The sequence below is a fragment of the Streptococcus suis genome (genome assembly GCF_046032115.1).
Classification (GTDB): domain Bacteria; phylum Bacillota; class Bacilli; order Lactobacillales; family Streptococcaceae; genus Streptococcus; species Streptococcus suis_AJ.
In genome coordinates this window covers 1-17,202 of record NZ_JARQOZ010000007.1, presented here as the reverse complement: position 1 = coordinate 17,202, position 17,202 = coordinate 1, and the positions used below count along the sequence as shown (strand labels likewise).

The 17,202-nt window shown below is 44.7% G+C and carries 14 protein-coding genes; 4 read left to right on the top strand and 10 right to left on the bottom strand.

Annotated features, from left to right (window positions below; all coding sequences use genetic code 11):
• Positions 1–99 precede the first annotated feature (99 nt).
• The 8 genes from P7J36_RS03705 to dhaS form a co-directional block, all read right to left on the bottom strand.
• Positions 100–333 carry a GlsB/YeaQ/YmgE family stress response membrane protein gene (locus P7J36_RS03705; protein WP_002938398.1) on the bottom strand — a complete coding sequence of 78 codons (234 nt, stop codon included), beginning with the start codon at positions 331–333 and terminating at the stop codon, positions 100–102.
• 58 nt (positions 334–391) lie between these two features.
• Positions 392–1,633: an aminopeptidase gene (locus P7J36_RS03700; RefSeq protein WP_002942088.1), complete on the bottom strand. Its 1,242-nt coding sequence runs from the start codon at positions 1,631–1,633 to the stop codon at positions 392–394.
• 691 nt (positions 1,634–2,324) lie between these two features.
• Positions 2,325–2,927 (bottom strand): nitroreductase family protein, encoded by a 603-nt coding sequence (locus P7J36_RS03695; RefSeq protein WP_408551238.1) that lies wholly within the window; start codon positions 2,925–2,927, stop codon positions 2,325–2,327.
• Between the two features lie 147 nt (positions 2,928–3,074).
• Positions 3,075–7,466 carry a PolC-type DNA polymerase III gene (locus P7J36_RS03690; protein WP_408551237.1) on the bottom strand — a complete coding sequence of 1,464 codons (4,392 nt, stop codon included), beginning with the start codon at positions 7,464–7,466 and terminating at the stop codon, positions 3,075–3,077.
• Positions 7,467–7,711: 245 nt separating this feature from the next.
• Positions 7,712–8,401: a DUF6568 family protein gene (locus P7J36_RS03685; protein ID WP_024377345.1), complete on the bottom strand. Its 690-nt coding sequence runs from the start codon at positions 8,399–8,401 to the stop codon at positions 7,712–7,714.
• 15 nt (positions 8,402–8,416) lie between these two features.
• Entirely contained in the window at positions 8,417–8,800 is a 384-nt protein-coding gene (locus P7J36_RS03680; RefSeq protein WP_024377344.1) for a hypothetical protein, read from the bottom strand.
• Between the two features lie 218 nt (positions 8,801–9,018).
• Complete coding sequence (dhaQ, locus tag P7J36_RS03675; RefSeq protein WP_395314955.1) at positions 9,019–10,008, bottom strand: DhaKLM operon coactivator DhaQ; 990 nt, start codon at positions 10,006–10,008, stop codon at positions 9,019–9,021.
• 10 nt (positions 10,009–10,018) lie between these two features.
• Positions 10,019–10,564, bottom strand: coding sequence for a dihydroxyacetone kinase transcriptional activator DhaS (dhaS, locus tag P7J36_RS03670; protein ID WP_408551235.1), 546 nt, complete (start codon positions 10,562–10,564; stop codon positions 10,019–10,021).
• A 146-nt stretch (positions 10,565–10,710) separates the two neighbouring features.
• Here dhaS and dhaK point away from each other — a divergent pair, with 146 nt between their 5' ends.
• Genes dhaK through P7J36_RS03650 form a run of 4 tightly spaced genes read left to right on the top strand, consistent with a single transcriptional unit; the run spans position 10,711 to position 13,404 of the window.
• Positions 10,711–11,700, top strand: a complete 990-nt coding sequence (gene dhaK, locus P7J36_RS03665) for a dihydroxyacetone kinase subunit DhaK (protein ID WP_408551234.1) — start codon at positions 10,711–10,713, stop codon at positions 11,698–11,700.
• Between the two features lie 10 nt (positions 11,701–11,710).
• On the top strand, positions 11,711–12,286 hold the full coding sequence (dhaL, locus tag P7J36_RS03660) for a dihydroxyacetone kinase subunit DhaL (RefSeq protein ID WP_408551233.1): 576 nt from the start codon (positions 11,711–11,713) through the stop codon (positions 12,284–12,286).
• Positions 12,283–12,657: a dihydroxyacetone kinase phosphoryl donor subunit DhaM gene (gene dhaM, locus P7J36_RS03655; protein WP_002938758.1), complete on the top strand. Its 375-nt coding sequence runs from the start codon at positions 12,283–12,285 to the stop codon at positions 12,655–12,657. Before dhaL ends, dhaM begins: the two co-directional genes overlap by 4 nt.
• A 9-nt stretch (positions 12,658–12,666) precedes the next feature.
• Positions 12,667–13,404 (top strand): MIP/aquaporin family protein, encoded by a 738-nt coding sequence (locus tag P7J36_RS03650; protein WP_408551231.1) that lies wholly within the window; start codon positions 12,667–12,669, stop codon positions 13,402–13,404.
• Positions 13,405–13,482: 78 nt separating this feature from the next.
• On the opposite strand, the gene P7J36_RS03645 is transcribed toward P7J36_RS03650, so the two are convergent.
• Together P7J36_RS03645 and rseP are read right to left on the bottom strand one after the other, a co-directional pair.
• Positions 13,483–15,345 carry a proline--tRNA ligase gene (locus tag P7J36_RS03645; protein ID WP_408551230.1) on the bottom strand — a complete coding sequence of 621 codons (1,863 nt, stop codon included), beginning with the start codon at positions 15,343–15,345 and terminating at the stop codon, positions 13,483–13,485.
• 516 nt (positions 15,346–15,861) lie between these two features.
• Positions 15,862–17,121: an RIP metalloprotease RseP gene (rseP, locus tag P7J36_RS03640; protein ID WP_044752059.1), complete on the bottom strand. Its 1,260-nt coding sequence runs from the start codon at positions 17,119–17,121 to the stop codon at positions 15,862–15,864.
• Positions 17,122–17,202: the final 81 nt, after the last annotated feature.

Below are 17,202 nucleotides of genomic sequence, written 5' to 3'. Positions count from 1 at the left end.
AATGGAAATTTTCTGAAAAATCCGAACAATAGAGCAATTAACGCAAGTTCCTCCACAAATAAAACCAAACCTCATCCAAGTTTGGTTTCACAGTTCATTTTAATTCCGTCTGGAACTGCTAAAAATGGCCACTAGCAATACTGCTCCAAAGACTGACGGTACCAGGGCCATACCAGCAAATTGTGGTCCCCAATCACCAAAGAGCAACTGTCCAATCCACGAACCAGCAAGTCCAAGGATGATATTTCCAAGACAACCACGACGGTCATCTGATGAGGTCAAGGCTCCGGCAATCAAGCCAATAATGGCACCTGCGATAATACTTGTTAACATCTTGTTTTCCTCCTTATTTACAAAATAAGACTGGTCGCCCAGTCTTATACACATATCATTAGATAGCCCACTCACCGTCACGGAAGATGGGCACACGAGTACCGTCTTCACGGATACCGTCAATGTTCATCTTGTTAGAACCAATCATGAAGTCCACGTGAACATCTGAGCGGTTGAGACCAGCTTCTTTGAGCTCTTCTTGGCTCATTTCCGTACCACCTTCGATAGAGAAGGCATAGGCTTGCCCAATCGCCAAGTGGTTTGACGCATTTTCATCAAAGAGGGTGTTGAAGAAAGTCACACCTGATTGAGAGATTGGGCTCTTGTCTGGCACAAGGGCAACCTCACCGAGACCACGTGCACCAGCGTTATCAAAGACTAATTTCTTCATGACTTCATCGCCTTTTTCAGCCGTCACGTCTACGATTTCACCGTCTTTGAAGGTTACTTTGATGCCTTCGATGATGTTACCATTGTAGCTGAGTGGTTTTGTTGACGTTACATAGCCGTCTGCCACACGGTAGTCAGGTGCTGTGAAGACCTCTTCTGTTGGCATGTTGGCAATAAAGTGTTCACCTTGGGCATTAACCGAACCAGCCGCTTCCCACAAGTGATTCTTCGGCATACCAAGAACGAGGTCAGTTCCTGGTGCTATGTAGTGCAATTTGACAAACTGCTCATCGTTAAGCACCTTAGCCTTAGCCACCAAGCGTGCTTCGTGCTCTTCCCAAGCCTTGATTGGATCTTCCTCGTAGATACGGCAAGTCTTGAAGATTTGGTCCCAAAGGAGGTCCACTGCCTCTTCGTCAGACGCTGCATTTGGGAAGACTTTTTTAGCCCATTCCAAACCAGAGGCTGCACCGAGTGTCCAGCTGATTTTGTTAGCTTGGGATGCTTGCCGCATTGGGTTCAAAGCCTGGCTGAGTGCACGAGCGTTGCGAGACAATTTCTCTGGATCAACGCCATCGTAAGCACCTGGATCTTCTGACAAAACAACCAAACGGCTAGCCTTACGCTCCAAAAGGTAGTTCATTTCAGTGATGCGTTGTGGATGAACTTGTTCCAAGAGTTCCACATCGACATTGACCAAACGCTCACGCGCAATCACGTCGTCCAACCAGTTGACCAAGACTTCCTTAGCACCGTGGGCGTAAGCTTCTTTGACAATCAAACGAGCCAACTCAGCCTGTTCTACACCGATAGTCAATTGAACAGTGTGACCAGGTTGCACATTGATACCTGTTGAAACCAAGAGTTTGGCATATTTAGCGAGATTTTCTTTAAAATTTGGTAATACCATGATTTTCTCCTTTGTACTTTGAAATACCCTATTATTGTATCATATTTTGAAGCTAGACTGACAAAAAAACTTCCTGCTGATACAGGAAGTCTCAGAATCTATCCGACAGTCTTACACTCACCTGGACAGACTGACAACGGATATTTCCAATTTTCGCAGAGTAAAGTTTTCAGTTTGCATTTAGTACTAGCTCAAACTGTCTGGGAGACAGTTTGAGGTTGGAGATAGGGCGAACTAAGTTCGCTACAAAACTATCTGGGAGATAGTTAGAGGTGGGAGATAAAACGAACAGAGTTCGTGTCAACAGCCGCAGGCTGCCTCAACAGTCAGGGTAGTGACTGTTGAAGGTTGTAAATCTTACTTACGATAGTAAGTAACGCTCGTAAAGTACGCCAAAGCGAGTCCAAATAATCCAGTGGATTGTTTGAAGTTGGAAATAAGGAAACGAAGTTTCCTCATCTGCCGACGTAATAAAGCAAACTGTAAGTATGTATACTCAATGAAAATTGAAGTCAGACTAGGCGACGCAGATGTAGATAGAACTTAAGTTCATCACATCAAGTCAACAACGTCTGATCCCATCGTAGAGTAAAGTTTGCAGTTTGCATTTAGTACTAGGCAACGAGCTGCAGACAGTACTGGAGTACGGCAAAGCGAGTTAACGACGTAATAAAGCAAACTGTAAACTTTACTAGTTACCAAAAACCTTTACACGGTCAGAATCCGCCATGTAGTCTTTGTCTGCTGCTGGAGCTACAATGCTTCCGAATGGTGCTTGGGCACGGAGTTTCCAGTTAGCTGGGATACCGTATTTTTCAGCAACTTGTGCATCAACCAATGGGTTGTAGTGTTGTACGTTCATACCGATATTTTTCTCAGCAAAGGCCAACCATACTGCGTACAAGTTGATACCATGAGCTTGTTCAGACCAGATTGGGAAGTTTTCAGCGTAAAGTGGGGAGCTTTCTTGCAAGCCTTTGACCACATCTTGGTCTTCGAAGAACAAGATCGTACCTGCACCTGCTGCAAAGCTAGCCAAACGACCTTTTGTGCCTTCAAAAGCTTCTGCATGCGTTACTTTTTCTAATTCGCTGTAGGCAATTTCGTTCCAGAAAGCTTCTGACTCCGCACCGAAAAGTACTACTGCGCGGCTTGATTGTGAGTTGAAAGCAGAAGGTGACTCTTTCATAGCTTTCTCAACAAGTGCGACTACTTCTTCATTTGATACTGGCAAGTCTTTACCAAGTGCGTAGATTGTACGGCGAGTTTCTTGAAGTTTTGCAAAGTTTGACATATAGTTTCCTCTTTTTTTCTATTTGTTACTACCTAGTAGTTTTTATCACTATGTAGAGATTATATACCTATCAAAAACATTAGTCAAGAGGTTTGACTTCATTTTTTTAAAAAAATTCACTGCTTCCAAAAGAAACAGTGAACAAGTTTAAAACAAATCATCAAATAGACTGAGTTGGTTGTCCTCTGGCAGTTTGCCCAGAATACCCATCTCATCCATTTTTTCGACAAGGGTGCTGGATAGACCGCCCCGCTTACGGAGTTCTGTCTTGGAGAGAAATTCTCCTTCAGCACGCGCCGATACAAGCTGCTTAGCAACGTTCTCTCCCAGACCATCCATGGCAACGAATGGCGGGATGAGGGTGTCGCCTTCAATCAAGAAATCGGTCGCATGGGACTTATAGAGGTCCAACTTTCCGAACTTGAAACCACGTTCCAGCATTTCATTGACCAATTCAAGTGTGGTATAGAGATCCTGCTCCACGTTTGAGGCTTCATTGTTTTTCTTCTTGAGGGCAATTTCTTCCATCTTGGCCTTGACTCGTTCCAAGCCACCGGACATGGTTGCCAAATCAAAGGCCTTGGCACGAATAGAGAAATAAGCACAATAATAGTAGATTGGGTGGTGAACCTTGAAGTAGGCTACCCGTAAAGCCATCATAACATAAGCTGCCGCGTGGGCTTTAGGGAACATGTACTTGATTTTTCCACAGGATTCGATGTACCAGTCTGGCACCTTGTTATCCTTCATGGCTTGGATGTAGCCATTTCGCTCTTCCTCGGAAATCTTGAGCCACAAGCCCTTCCGCACCCGCTCCATGATGTTAAAAGCCATCTTGGGTGGCAAACCTGCGTGCATAAGATAAACCATGATGTCATCCCGACAACCGATAACCGTGGATAGATCGGCAATTCCTGCCTTAATCAAGTCCTGGGCATTGCCCAACCATACGTCTGTACCATGGGATAGACCAGACAGCTGCAAGAGTTCCGCAAAGGTGGTCGGTTTGGTTTCCTCCACCATCCCCCGTACAAAGTTGGTTCCAAATTCAGGAATGCCCAACATACCTGTCGGCGTCCCAATCTGTTCTGGGGTAACTCCCAGAATTTCCGTGCCAGAGAAAAGGGCCATCACTCCCTTGTCATCAGCAGGAATGGTCTGCGGATCTATGCCAGACAAGTCCTGCAGCTTGCGAACCATGGTCGGATCATCGTGTCCCAGGACATCGAGCTTCAAGACGTTTTCATCAATATCGTGGAAGTTAAAGTGGGTAGTCTGCCAGTTGGCCGTCACATCATCGGCAGGATATTGGACAGGCGTAAAGTCATAGACATCCATGTAGTCAGGGAATACGATAATTCCCCCTGGGTGCTGACCAGTCGTCCGTTTGACCCCGGCCGCACCAGCAGCCAAACGTTCTACTTCTACATCACGGTAGAATTTGCCATAATCCCGCTCATACCCCCTTACAAAACCATAGGCAGTCTTAGCCGCCACCGTACCAACCGTTCCTGCACGGAAGGCATTTTCTTCACCGAAAATATCCCGAACATCCAAATGGGCAGAGGGTTGATCATCCCCTGAGAAGTTCAAGTCAATATCGGGAACCTTGTCTCCATCGAAACCAAGGAAGGTCTCGAAGGGAATGTCCTGACCATCTTTTTTATACTTAGTCCCACATTCTTCACAGTCCTTATCTGGCAAGTCAAAACCTGAACCGTAGGAACCATCTGTGATAAATTCACTGTATTGACAATTTGGGCAGACATAGTGAGGAGGCATAGGGTTTACTTCGGTAATCCCAATCATGGTCGCAACGAAACTGGAACCAACAGACCCCCGTGAACCAACCAGATAGCCTCGTTCATTTGACCGTTGCACCAACATCTGCGATGCTAGGTAAATCACGGCGAAACCATTACCCAAAATGGAAGTCAGTTCCTTTTCAATCCGCAGGTCAATAATATCTGGAAGAGGATTGCCATAAATTTCAAAGGCTTTCTGATAGGTCAATTCCGCAACCGTCTCCTCGGCCTTCTCAATATAAGGCGTGTAGAGGTCGGTCTTGACTACCTGGACATCTTCAAACCGATCGACCATGGCATTGGGATTGGTAATGACAATCTCACGCGCCAGACTTTCTCCCAAGAAAGCAAACTCGTCCAACATCTCACTGGTCGTTCTAAAGTGAGCCTTAGGCAGAGGAGCTGGTTGAGCATTCTCACCATTACCAATGGTCCAGTTAATCGGTGCCCCTTGACCTAGAGCACGGACAATGATTTCCCGATATATCTCTTCTTCTGGGTCAATATAGTGGACATTTCCTGTCGCCAGAACTGGCAGACCTGCCCTGCGCCCCACCTCAATCAACTGCTTGATCGTCTCTTCAATCTCAGCCATGTCCTTGAACTGCTCCTTGGCAATCATAGGCGCATAGAGAGCTGGAGGCATAACTTCGATAAAATCATAATAGCCCGCGGTCTTAACCGCATCATCCATGCCCTTAGAAAGCAGGTCATCAAAAACCTCGCCCTCCTGGCAGGCTGTTCCTAGTATCAAGCCTTCTCGGTGGGCATCCAGAACCGTTCTGGGAATCCGTGGAACCCCCTCAAAATACTTGGTATTGGACAGGGAAACCAGCTTGAAGATATTTTTCAAACCAACCTGATTGACCACATAGAGCGTAGCGTGTTTGACACGGGCCTTCTTATAAGAATCCTCCGCCACCAATTCTGTATTGAGCTGGTTGAGATTGGTCAGATTGTGTTTCTCCAAGGCTTCTTTTAGGAAGATAAAGAGCAGGCGACCAGTGGCCTCCGCATCGTAGTTGGCCATGTGGTGGTGCTCCAACGCAACACCAAATCGCTTGGTCAAGGCCGCTAGACCATGCCGCTTGTAGTCTGGATAAAGATTACGTGCAAATTCTAGCGTATCGATGACCGGTTGGGTAATGATCGGCAAGCCAGCTCGCTCGTAGTTGACATTCATGAAACCAACGTCAAAGGTCGCGTTGTGGGCAACCATGATGGAATCCTGACAGAAATCTTGAAATTCACGCAGGACTTGTTCCAGAGGTTTAGAACCACGCACATGCTCATCTGTAATCCCCGTCAACTCGGTCGTAAACTGACTCAGAGGATGACCTGGATCGATAAATTCATCAAATTCCGCAATGATATTGCCCTTGTGCATCTTAGACGCCGCAATCTGAATCAGAGAGTTGTTGACCGCCGAAAGACCGGTCGTTTCCACGTCAAAGACCACATAGGTGGCATCAGATAAGACCATATCCGCTTCATTGTATACAATCGGAACCGAGTCCTCAACGATATTGGCTTCCATACCAAAGAGGGGCTTAATACCAGCCTTACGAGCAGCATGGTAGCCATGGGGGAAGGATTGAACATTGCCGTGGTCGGTAATGGCCACCGCCTTGTGTCCCCAAGCCGCAGCACGTGCCACCAAGTCCTCAACAGCAGGTAGGGCATCCATGGTGGACATGTTGGTATGGGCATGAAACTCGACCCGCTTCTCCCCTTCAGGCATAAGGTCCTTACGGATTTCCTTCTTGACCTCCTGGACCTCCTGGACATTCATAGTCAAATCACGAGTGAAATTATTGGTTTCCACATTTCCACGCACCCGCAGCCAGTTGCCCTTTTTGACCATGTCAAATTTCTGGGCCTCTTCCTCATTCTTAGCCCACTTCTGCAAGGTGAAGGACGAAGTATAGTCGGTCATCTTAAAGTTGATAATGACCCGCCCCGTCTTGGTCGTCTTCTGCTCGACCTCAAAGACCAGTCCCTCAAAGACAATCCGATTCTCCTCGCTATCCACCTCAATCATAGGCGTAATTTCAGCTTTTTCTATATTGACCTTGGCAGGACGATTTTTCTTATATTCTGGGACAAATGGCTGAGCTGCCTCTGGTGGTGGAGCCATTTGAGCCAGTTGTTCAAGGGCCGCCAGGTTTTCTTCATTAGCCTGCTGGTAAATTTCCTCATTCTGCGCATGGAAAGCTGCAGCCTGCTGCTGCGTCATCTCTTGACAAACTTCAATATCCACCGCAAGATTGCCAAAACCAAATCGCTTGTATTGTTCCACAAGATTTGGCAGGTGATTCTTCCGAAAATGAACGGTATCAATAGTTTCAGGCCCCTTTATCCACAGAGTATTCTCCCGATAAACAACCTCCAAAGATTGAAACAGAGCCTTAAAACCTGCACTCTGGCACAAATCTTCTGTAAAAGCCTCTGGATAATAGGCCTCTACTAAGCCCGCTTCAAAACTTTCCGCATCGCTGACAATAGAAAATTGAATCTTATTGCCCACCTTTTCAAACTCTGTCGCCAAACGAGCCTTGAAGAGTTGATAGTCCATGAGCGGCAAGGGGGTTTCAAAACGGAAGGTAAATTCCCAAAGTTTGCTGACCTTGTGCAAGACTACTTTCTCAATCGTTGCAGTCGAAAAAGCCCCTGATTGTCGTGTATCAAGAGGCATCCCGATTTGTTGTAGCAAGAGTTGAAACTTATCTGACATACTTATTTCCTTTGTAGTTCGTTAGAAACATTTTACCATAAATGGAAGAATTTTTCTTGAGGGAGGCAGAAAATAAATATCCCACCTTCTCTCTAAGAAAAGGCAGGACATTATAGTCGAGTGAATTAGAAACAGGACATATCTAAGTTTGTCAATTTGAGAACTCTAAAGTTATTTTAGGAGTGGGTTATTAACACTATAACTTAAAATTGTCCCTTTCCTAATTCAAGTCACTACAATATATATCATTCTTCTTTTGGCAGGGAATAAAGCCAATCGGACAACGATGTTTCTGTCTCATCTAACAAATTGTAAGTCCCATCTTCCTTGAGATAAATGAGGGCTGGTACTCCCACAATCGGAAATTTGGTCAACACTTGTTTTTTATCCTCTTCAGTCATCCCCTCTACATTATAGTAATAAACTGTTTGTACTACATCTAACTTCTGCATAGTTTCTTGAAAAAGGGGTAAAAAATCTCTACAGTATGGACAGGAGGCTTTCCCTAGAAACAACAAACTATCTCTGGGAAAACTGTCATTCACTAACTCTTCAATAGTCAAAGGAGTATACTGCGAGACAATACTATGGTATTGTTTTATGGCGGATTCTTCCATAGCTCGAGCAGTATCCTCTGTACGTGATGAGGTATCAAGGGAAGGAGTTGCTACAGCCTGTTTAGAAAAGCTACACCCCTGCAACAACAGACACAAGGAAAGCAGTAAAAACACTAAAGTAAGCCACTTATCCCTCGCTCTATCTAACACCGGTTCCGTCAGTGCTAGAAATAATTGGAATACCAATAAACCGACAGCTAGTATAGCAATAACCATTGAACGCTGAAATAACCCCTGTTTTAAAAACAGAATCGAACTAAAAATAAACAGATAAAATGATGGAGATTTGTAGAAGGCTTTGTTAAATGAAACGTTCATAGCTCCCTCCTTTGTCTACCCGAGTACACAGGTTAACAGAGCTGGTCCAAATGTAGAAACAACTTGCTTCCATGTGATAGGATTAGACCAAGTTAAAATACCAAATGCACCACCTAGGAATGCAATCACACAATTTCTTTCTCTAGCAGTTAAATTCCTACCAGGAGGGGTCGGCCGATTACAGTAACGGTTATGAAGCCGCGGAACATTTGCAAAATCTCCACAAACTCCTCTATCCAAAGGAACAATCCCTCCCTTTTCAATAGGTACTTCACGAGACGAAACATAATCTGTTATTGCCCCGCCTGCATATACAACTGGGACATAACTGGATGCAAAACTAGTAAAGAGAACTGCACACGCTGACAACACAACAATCAATTTTCTAAGTACTTTCATGATATTACTCCTTTCACAGTCCCCACAAAATGGATACTATAGCTTAGTTTCGTCGTACATCGGACATCCCCTCCACTTCTATTCCTGAGAGTCATTGAATCATTTTAACGAATTTATACACGATTAGAAAACGTTTTCCGTTCCATCCTTATTATAACACTTCGAGTTTGCAAATTCAATAATAAATAAGTGAGATTGATAACATCTCACTTATCCAGTTACCAAGCCGCAGCTTCTGTCGGTGCTTCTAAAAAGTCCAGCCATTTTTGATCCTTGACACGACAGAGGGTGACAGAAATTCCTCCCATATCTAGACTAGTCATAAACTTACCTGTTTTTATATAGGAAAGCTTCAGACCTTCTAGTTCTAGAAATTGGCAAATGTCGTTCAAAAAGATTCCTTGCTCAACCTCGGACATAGATCCAAGATTATTGACCAAAAGAATATAGTCTTCCCCCTCCTTCCAGCGGAATTTTAATTTTAATTTGTTCACAATTTCGTTGGCTAACTGCTCAGAGGATTCAAAACGAACGGTCCGATAGCCTTCTTCTCCATGGATACCGATGCCGTAAGATATCTGTCCCTCCTCCAAATCAAACAAAGGCAGGGCAGCATTGGGCAAATAGGCCGACTTGGTTGCAAAACCGATGGTCGCAATCTCTGTTGCCAGAGACAGTCCCAGCTGTTCCAATTCATCCAGGCTATAGCCAGTAAGGGCAGCAGCTCCTAATATCTTATGAAGTAGAATAGTCCCTGCAAGCCCCCTATGCCGCATACGGAAATTATTCTTAGTATCAACCGAAATATCGTCATGGGATACGATGTACTTGACTGCAATTCCCTCCTGCCGAGCCAATTCGATGGCTTTTCTAAAAGAGACAAGGTCTGCCTCAAAGTTTTTTACAATCAGAAAAACTCCCTTGCCCTTATCTACTGCACGAATGGCTGCCAAGACTTCTTCAGCAGTTGGTGGAGTAAAAATCTCTCCATAAACTGCTGCAGTCAGCATTCCTTTACCGACGAAGCCAACATGGGCTGGTTCATGACCAGAACCACCGCCAGAAACAATCGGAATCTGTTCCCCATTTTGTCTTCTTTGCAGAACAATCGGAAGCCCCTTCACTTTCTTCACTTTAGGATTGGTTCGACAGAAACCATCCAAATAATCTTCAATAATTGTTGCCTGTCTATTTCTAATAAACACCATATATTAACTCCTACAAAATCAAAAATGACTCGCGAACCAGAGCCACCATTTGCTTCCAATAACTGTGAATTTGACAAGGCGACTGCGTCAGTCCTTCCTTTATCAGTCCAATCCAAGCATTAACATGATAGAGAATCAAAAAATGCTTATCCTGTTGGGAAATCATTTTCCCCTCCTGAAGCAGGTATTCGTTGATAATTTTCTCCATCAAAACCATAAAGTAGCCTTCTAAATAGCTGACAAAATCATTTTGCCCCTTAATCTCAAAGAGTTGCCTGTAGAAAGATTGGTTACTCTCGATGTAGTACAAAAGCTCATCCAGAAGCTTGATTCCACTAATATAGGTCAGATTGTCAGTTACTTGCTCCTGCAATTCTGTTTCAAATATCCAGTCCAGTAACTCATACTTGTCTAAAAAATGGTTGTAAAAGGTTTGACGACGAATCCCTGCTTCCTGCATGATGTCGACAACTGAGATTTTATCAAAGGATTTTTGGGATAGCTGTTTTTTAAAAGCCTTTGCAATCCTTTTCTTTGTAATCAACGAGGTTGGCATATGTCACTTCCTTTCGCTTCCTCTTTATTATACCCTATCATGCTTTTCTTTGGAACAAAAGGGACACTTTGGACAATCTGTCCCTTCCTTTTTTCTTTCGGACAATGTAAAATGAAAGCGCAAACAAAAAACAAAGGAGTTTTCTCATGAAAAAAATTATCAATCAACCCGAACATGTCGTTGATGAAATGTTAAAAGGACTTGTCTTTATGCACCAAGATCTTGTCGATCGAATCGATGGATTTGATGTGATTATCCGCAAGGCCGAAAAATCTGGTAAAGTCGGCATTATCTCAGGAGGTGGCTCTGGTCACGAACCTTCTCATGCAGGTTTTGTCGGCAAGGGCATGTTGTCTGCCGCTGTATGTGGCGCAGTATTTACCTCACCAACACCAGACCAAATCTTGGAAGCCATCAAGGCTGCTGACGAGGGAGCTGGCGTCTTTATGGTCATCAAAAACTACTCTGGCGACATCATGAACTTTGAGATGGCGCAAGAATTGGCGGAAATGGAGGGCATCGAAGTAGCCAGTGTCGTTGTGGACGATGACATCGCTGTGGAAAATAGCCTCTATACCCAAGGCCGTCGTGGGGTAGCAGGTACCATCCTTGTCCACAAGATTCTCGGTCACGCTGCAACAACTGGCAAATCCCTAGCAGAAATCAAGGAACTGGCTGACCGTCTCGTCCCACAAATCAAGACTATCGGCTTAGCCCTATCAGGCGCTACTGTACCAGAAGTGGGCAAACCAGGCTTCGTCCTTGAAGAAGATGAATTTGAATACGGTGTCGGTATCCACGGCGAACCTGGCTATAAGAAAGAAAAACTCCAACCATCTGCTAAATTGGCTGAAGAATTGGTTGAGAAATTGGCTGAAGGCTTTGATATACAAGATGGCGAACACTATGGTGTCCTTATCAACGGTCTCGGCGCTACCCCTCTCATGGAACAATATGTCTTTGCCAACGACGTTGCTCAATTGCTGGCTAAAAAAGGTGTTGTCGTTGACTACAAGAAAATCGGTAACTACATGACATCGATTGATATGGCTGGACTATCATTGACCTTAATCAAATTAGAAGACCCAATCTGGATTGACGCTTTGCAGGCACCTGTTGAAGTGGTAGCTTGGTAGGAGAAAAACTATGGATGCAAAACAAGCATTACTCTGGATGGAGACATTCAACAAGAAAATTCAAGAAAACAAAGATTATTTGAGTGAGCTTGACTCTCCTATCGGAGATGGAGATCACGGGGGCAACATGGCGCGAGGAATGGCTGCCGTCATGCAGGAGCTATCTGAAAAAGACTATGAGACTGCGGACCAAGTCTTTAAGGTGGTTGCCATGCAACTTCTCAGCAAGGTTGGCGGTGCTTCCGGTCCTCTCTACGGCTCTGCCTTTATGGGGATTACTAAAGCCAGTCAAGCCGGCTCGGATTTAGCTGATATGCTTCAAGCAGGTTTGGACATGATCCAAAAACGCGGCAAGGCTGAATTAGGCGAGAAAACCATGGTAGACGTTTGGATTCCTGTTATTTCTGCCCTAAGAGAAAGCCAGCTGACAACAGAAATTATCCATAAAGCCGTTCAAGGAACAAAGAATATTGCTGCAACCAAGGGACGCGCGTCCTATGTTGGAGAAAGGTCTATTGGACACATTGATCCAGGCTCTTTCTCATCTGGACTTCTCTTTGAAGCTATGTTGGAGGCAGGACTATGACAAAGGTTGGTATCTTACTCGTATCCCATTCAAAAAATTTGGCCCAGGGAATCATCGACCTAGTATCTGAAGTCGCCAAAGATATTCCCATTACCTACTGTGGCGGATTAGAAGATGGTAGCATCGGTACTAGCTTTGAAATCGTACAAGAGCGAGTTGAAGCAAACCCTGCTGATACCCTCCTTGCCTTTTTCGATCTAGGTAGCGCCCGAATGAACATGGAACTTGCTGCCGATTTTACAGACAAACAAATTCTTATCCAAACCGTACCAGTCGTCGAAGGTTGCTACACTGCCGCAGCTCTCTTACAGGCTGGAGCTGACTTGGAGACTATTCTTGAACAATTAAAAGAACTGACAATCAATAAATAGGAGGTCATTATGAATCTGATTGGAGAATTACTTGGAACTTTCATACTAGTATTACTTGGAAACGGTGTGGTTGCATCCTGCATCCTCTCTAAAACCAAGGCTGAAAATAGCGGCTGGCTGACCATCGTACTAGGATGGGGCATCGCTGTAACAATTGCCGTCTACGTATCAGGAATTTTTGGACCTGCCCACCTGAATCCAGCTGTCACTATCGCAATGGCATCTATCGGCTCCCTACCATGGGCTCAAGTCCCAGGCTTCCTACCATGGGCTCAAGTCCCAGGCTTCCTACTTGCCCAATTTGCTGGAGCAATGTTGGCATCCATCGTCCTCTATCTCCATTTCTACCCACATTGGCAGGAAACAAAAGATAGCGGAACAATCCTTGCTGCCTTCTCTACTGGACCAGCTCTTCGTCACACAGCTTCAAACTTGCTCGGCGAGGCTCTTGGCACAGCTGTCTTAGTCATGGGAATCCTTGCAATCGGCCCTAACAATGTCAGCTCTGGTCTCGGCCCAATCATCGTGGGACTTATCGTATTTGCAATCGGCTTCTCACTAGGATCTACAACAGGCTACGCAGTCAATCCTGCTCGTGACCTTGGTCCTCGTATCATGCATGCCATCCTTCCAATTCCAAACAAGGGAGATTCTGACTGGTCTTATAGCTGGATCCCAGTTGCTGGCCCAATTCTTGGAGGAGTCGCAGGAGCTATCCTCTATAACCTCCTACTAAATATGTTATAAAAAAATAGGCTTGGGTGACTAGAACCAAGCCTATTTTATCAACAAAGACTGGCTATCATCAACCAAGTCTTTTTCTGATTATTCATTTTCTTTTGTAAGGATTTGAAGGGTTTCAAGGAGTTGGTCCACATGAACTTCCACAGTATCACCTGTGCCCTTGATTTTCACTTCGACAATGCCATCAGCTGCTTTCTTACCGACAGTCACACGGATTGGCAAGCCAATCAAGTCACTATCAGAAAACTTAACGCCGACACGCTCATTACGGTCGTCAGTTAATACTTCATAGCCTGCACCAACCAAACTTGCTTCGATAGACTGAGTCAATTCCATTACCGCTTCATCTTTGACATTAACTGGAATCAAATGCACATCAAACGGTGCCAATTCTTTAGGGAAGTTGATCCCCCAAGCGTAACGGTATTCGCCTTTTGGTGTCTTGTTAACAAAGAGGCGAGCGTGTTGCTCAAGAACGGCTGACAAGAGGCGGCTAACACCGATTCCGTAGCATCCCATGATAATCGGCATAGAACGACCATTCTCATCCAAGATGTTGGCATTCATGCTGTCTGAGTAACGTGTACCGAGCTTGAAAATGTGACCAATCTCGATACCGCGGGCAAAGTTGAGAACACCGTGTCCATCTGGAGAAGGTTCGCCTTCCTTGACTTCGCGAATATCCACATACTCAGTCACTTGGAAATCACGCCCTGCATTGGCACCTGTGTAGTGGAAACCGTCTTCGTTGGCACCGACAACAGCATTTTTCACATCTTGAACCTTGCGGTCTGCAATAATCTTGATGTTTTCTGGCAAGCCGACTGGTCCAAGGGAACCAAAACCTGCACCGAAGATTTTTTCCGCATCCGCTGGGCCTGCTACATCAAAGAAATCTGCTCCAAGGTGGTTTTTTAACTTGACATCATTCACTTGATCATTGCCGACGAGGAGGGCAACAACTGGCTCACCGTCTGCCATAAAGAGCATGGTTTTGATAGTTTGCTCTTCCGCGACATTCAAGAAGGCAGCCACTTCGTCAATGGTTTTGGCATCTGGTGTCGCTACTTTAACCAAGTCTTCTTCGACGACAACTGCTGTACTTGGTTTGTATTCGCTAGTTGCCATTTCTAGGTTGGCAGCGTAGCCTGATTCGCTTGAGTAAGCAATAGTGTCCTCACCAGACACAGACCAAGCCAAGAGTTCTGCCTTGATCGCTTCAAGAACATCCTCTGGGATTTCTTCAAAAGAAGCAACCGACTTGTCCAAGACAACCCAACGGTCCAGGTCAGTACGGTCTGGAGTAATAGCCATAAACTCCTGGCTATCCTTACCACCCATGGCACCACCGTCACCGATGATAGCTTTGAACTCCAAGCCTGCACGAGTGAAGATTGCCTCGTAAGCCGCCTTGTAGTCATCATAGGTCTGGTCCAAGCTCTCATAACTAGCATGGAAGCTGTAACCGTCTTTCATGATGAACTCACGACCACGGAGAAGACCGTTACGAGGGCGTTTTTCATCACGATATTTTGGCTGGATTTGGTAGATGTTGAGCGGCAACTGTTTGTAAGACTGGACCGCATCACGCGCCAAAAGAGTCACGGTTTCTTCGTGGGTTGGACCCAAGATAAAGTCAGAACCCTCGCGGTTTTTGAGCTTGTAGAGGTCGTCTCCATATGTTTCGTAACGACCTGACTCACGCCAAATGTCCGCTGACAAGAGAGCAGGTGCCAAAAATTCAATGGCATCAATCTTGTCAAACTCCTCACGCATGATATTTTTTGCTTTTTCAATCACACGGTTAGCCAATGGCAAGTAGCTGTAAATACCAGCAGAAATCTGACGGACATAACCCGCACGCAACATCAAAGCGTGGCTAATCACCGACGCATCCGAAGGCATCTCCCGCAAAGTAGGGATAATCATTTTAGACTGTTTCATATTAAGATATAAGTGCGTTAAGAAAACGAAACGAAAATAGGAAACCTAACGCAGTGCCGTTGGCACTAGGCAGGTTTATCTTTTTCGTAAAGTTTTTAGCACGCATTCAGTTCCTTTCATCATTTGTTTGACAGGAAGACACAGGTTTCAGCCCGTGTTCAATTCCTTTCGTAGTTTTCAGAACATCCTGCGTTTAGCACGCATTCAATTCCTTTCGTAGTTTAACTTGATTAGGAATCACAGAAGTCGCTTATCAAAACCCTCGCTGACGCTCGAGTTCAAATATGAAAACTCTCTGTTCCTTTCTTTTTCTTAGTTTTCAGAACATCCTGCATTTAGCACGCATTCAATTCCTTTCGTAGTTTAACTTGATTAGAAATCACAGAAGTCGCTTATCAAAACCCTCGCTGACGCTCGAGTTCAAATCTGAAACTCTCTGTTCCTTTCTTTTTCTTAGTTTTCAGAACATCCTGCGTTTAGCACGCATTCAATTCCTTTCGTAAATTTCAAATTATCTTAGAAGAAGACTCTTATAATATCATTCCAAGTGACTACTATCATAAGAACCACCATAACAGCTACACCTGCTAGAGTGATATAAGATTCCGTCTCTGGTTTGAGTGGTTTTCTGCGAATGGCTTCCAGAATATTCATAACAATCTTACCACCATCCAAGGCTGGAATTGGAATCAAATTGAAGATTCCAAGGTTAATGGAGAGCGCAGCCATTAGCCCCAATACAGAAACCAAACCAAATTCAGCCGCTTGAGAACTTACTTTGTAAATAGCAACCGGCCCCCCCAACTGCTTAACATCAAAGTTTGCAATTAGATTCTTCAAAGCTGTTACAACCCTAAGAGCTGTCGCTCCCGCTTCTTGGAAACCACCGACAATTTTATCAACGAAACCAGTTTTCAAAATCGGTGAGATACCAATTCGATAGGCCCCATCTACTTGTTCAGCAGTAACGGAGACATGACGTTTTTTCCCATCATGCTCAACAACCAAATCAAAGCTTGGGGCTGTTGTTGCATCTGTCGCTGCTTTGCTAATAATCGTTGCAACTTCTGTGTAGCTATCTGTCGTGTTCCCATTGACCGAAAGAATCTTGTCCCCTGTGACAACACCCGCAGCCTGCAAAGCACCACCTTCAGTAATACTTACTGCATTGCTTGATGGGTTGGCAACCCCGCCTTGCATGAAGAACAAAATAATAAATACTAGAATCCCTAAAATAAAGTTATTCATGGGACCCGCAAAGTTGGTCATCAACCGACCCCAGACTGTCGCATTTTGATACTGAACATCAAGTGGAGCAATCCGAACTTCTGTTCCATCCTCCTCTACAATCGTGGCATCATGATCAACCTTATAGGTCTTGCTTTCTTCCAAGACCAAGCCTGTGATTTCTAATTTTTCTTCAAAGTCAAAACTGGTTACATTCATTGGCAAACTGAGACTATCCAGTTGCTTACCAGACAAATTAATCCGCGTCACAACACCAGCTTCATTTAAACTGAGGCTGGCAGGACTACCTGTCTTAATCTCTGTCTTATCTTCACCCCATCCAGCCATTCGAACATAGCCACCTAGAGGAAGAATACGGATGGTGTAAAGTGTCCCATCCTTACCCGTATGAGCGAAAATTTTGGGACCCATCCCAATCGCAAATTCCCTCACAAGGATACCCGCTTTCTTGGCGAAGTAGAAATGACCAAATTCATGGACAACCACAATCACACCAAATATAAATATAAATGCTAAAATTCCCTTCATAGTACCTCCTCGTAAAATAAGTTTATGGGGATTTTTCAATCCCAAATTTTTAATGAGTGTAATAATGTTAACTTGACTATT

Bases quoted from the DNA above. Each gene is read 5' to 3' on its own strand.
- P7J36_RS03705 (WP_002938398.1), bottom strand. From the start codon at position 333: ATGTTAACAAGTATTATCGCAGGTGCCATTATTGGCTTGATTGCCGGA.
- P7J36_RS03700 (WP_002942088.1), bottom strand. From the start codon at position 1,633: ATGGTATTACCAAATTTTAAAGAAAATCTCGCTAAATATGCCAAACTC.
- P7J36_RS03695 (WP_408551238.1), bottom strand. From the start codon at position 2,927: ATGTCAAACTTTGCAAAACTTCAAGAAACTCGCCGTACAATCTACGCA.
- P7J36_RS03690 (WP_408551237.1), bottom strand. From the start codon at position 7,466: ATGTCAGATAAGTTTCAACTCTTGCTACAACAAATCGGGATGCCTCTT.
- P7J36_RS03685 (WP_024377345.1), bottom strand. From the start codon at position 8,401: ATGAACGTTTCATTTAACAAAGCCTTCTACAAATCTCCATCATTTTAT.
- P7J36_RS03680 (WP_024377344.1), bottom strand. From the start codon at position 8,800: ATGAAAGTACTTAGAAAATTGATTGTTGTGTTGTCAGCGTGTGCAGTT.
- dhaQ (WP_395314955.1), bottom strand. From the start codon at position 10,008: ATGGTGTTTATTAGAAATAGACAGGCAACAATTATTGAAGATTATTTG.
- dhaS (WP_408551235.1), bottom strand. From the start codon at position 10,564: ATGCCAACCTCGTTGATTACAAAGAAAAGGATTGCAAAGGCTTTTAAA.
- dhaK (WP_408551234.1), top strand. From the start codon at position 10,711: ATGAAAAAAATTATCAATCAACCCGAACATGTCGTTGATGAAATGTTA.
- dhaL (WP_408551233.1), top strand. From the start codon at position 11,711: ATGGATGCAAAACAAGCATTACTCTGGATGGAGACATTCAACAAGAAA.
- dhaM (WP_002938758.1), top strand. From the start codon at position 12,283: ATGACAAAGGTTGGTATCTTACTCGTATCCCATTCAAAAAATTTGGCC.
- P7J36_RS03650 (WP_408551231.1), top strand. From the start codon at position 12,667: ATGAATCTGATTGGAGAATTACTTGGAACTTTCATACTAGTATTACTT.
- P7J36_RS03645 (WP_408551230.1), bottom strand. From the start codon at position 15,345: ATGAAACAGTCTAAAATGATTATCCCTACTTTGCGGGAGATGCCTTCG.
- rseP (WP_044752059.1), bottom strand. From the start codon at position 17,121: ATGAAGGGAATTTTAGCATTTATATTTATATTTGGTGTGATTGTGGTT.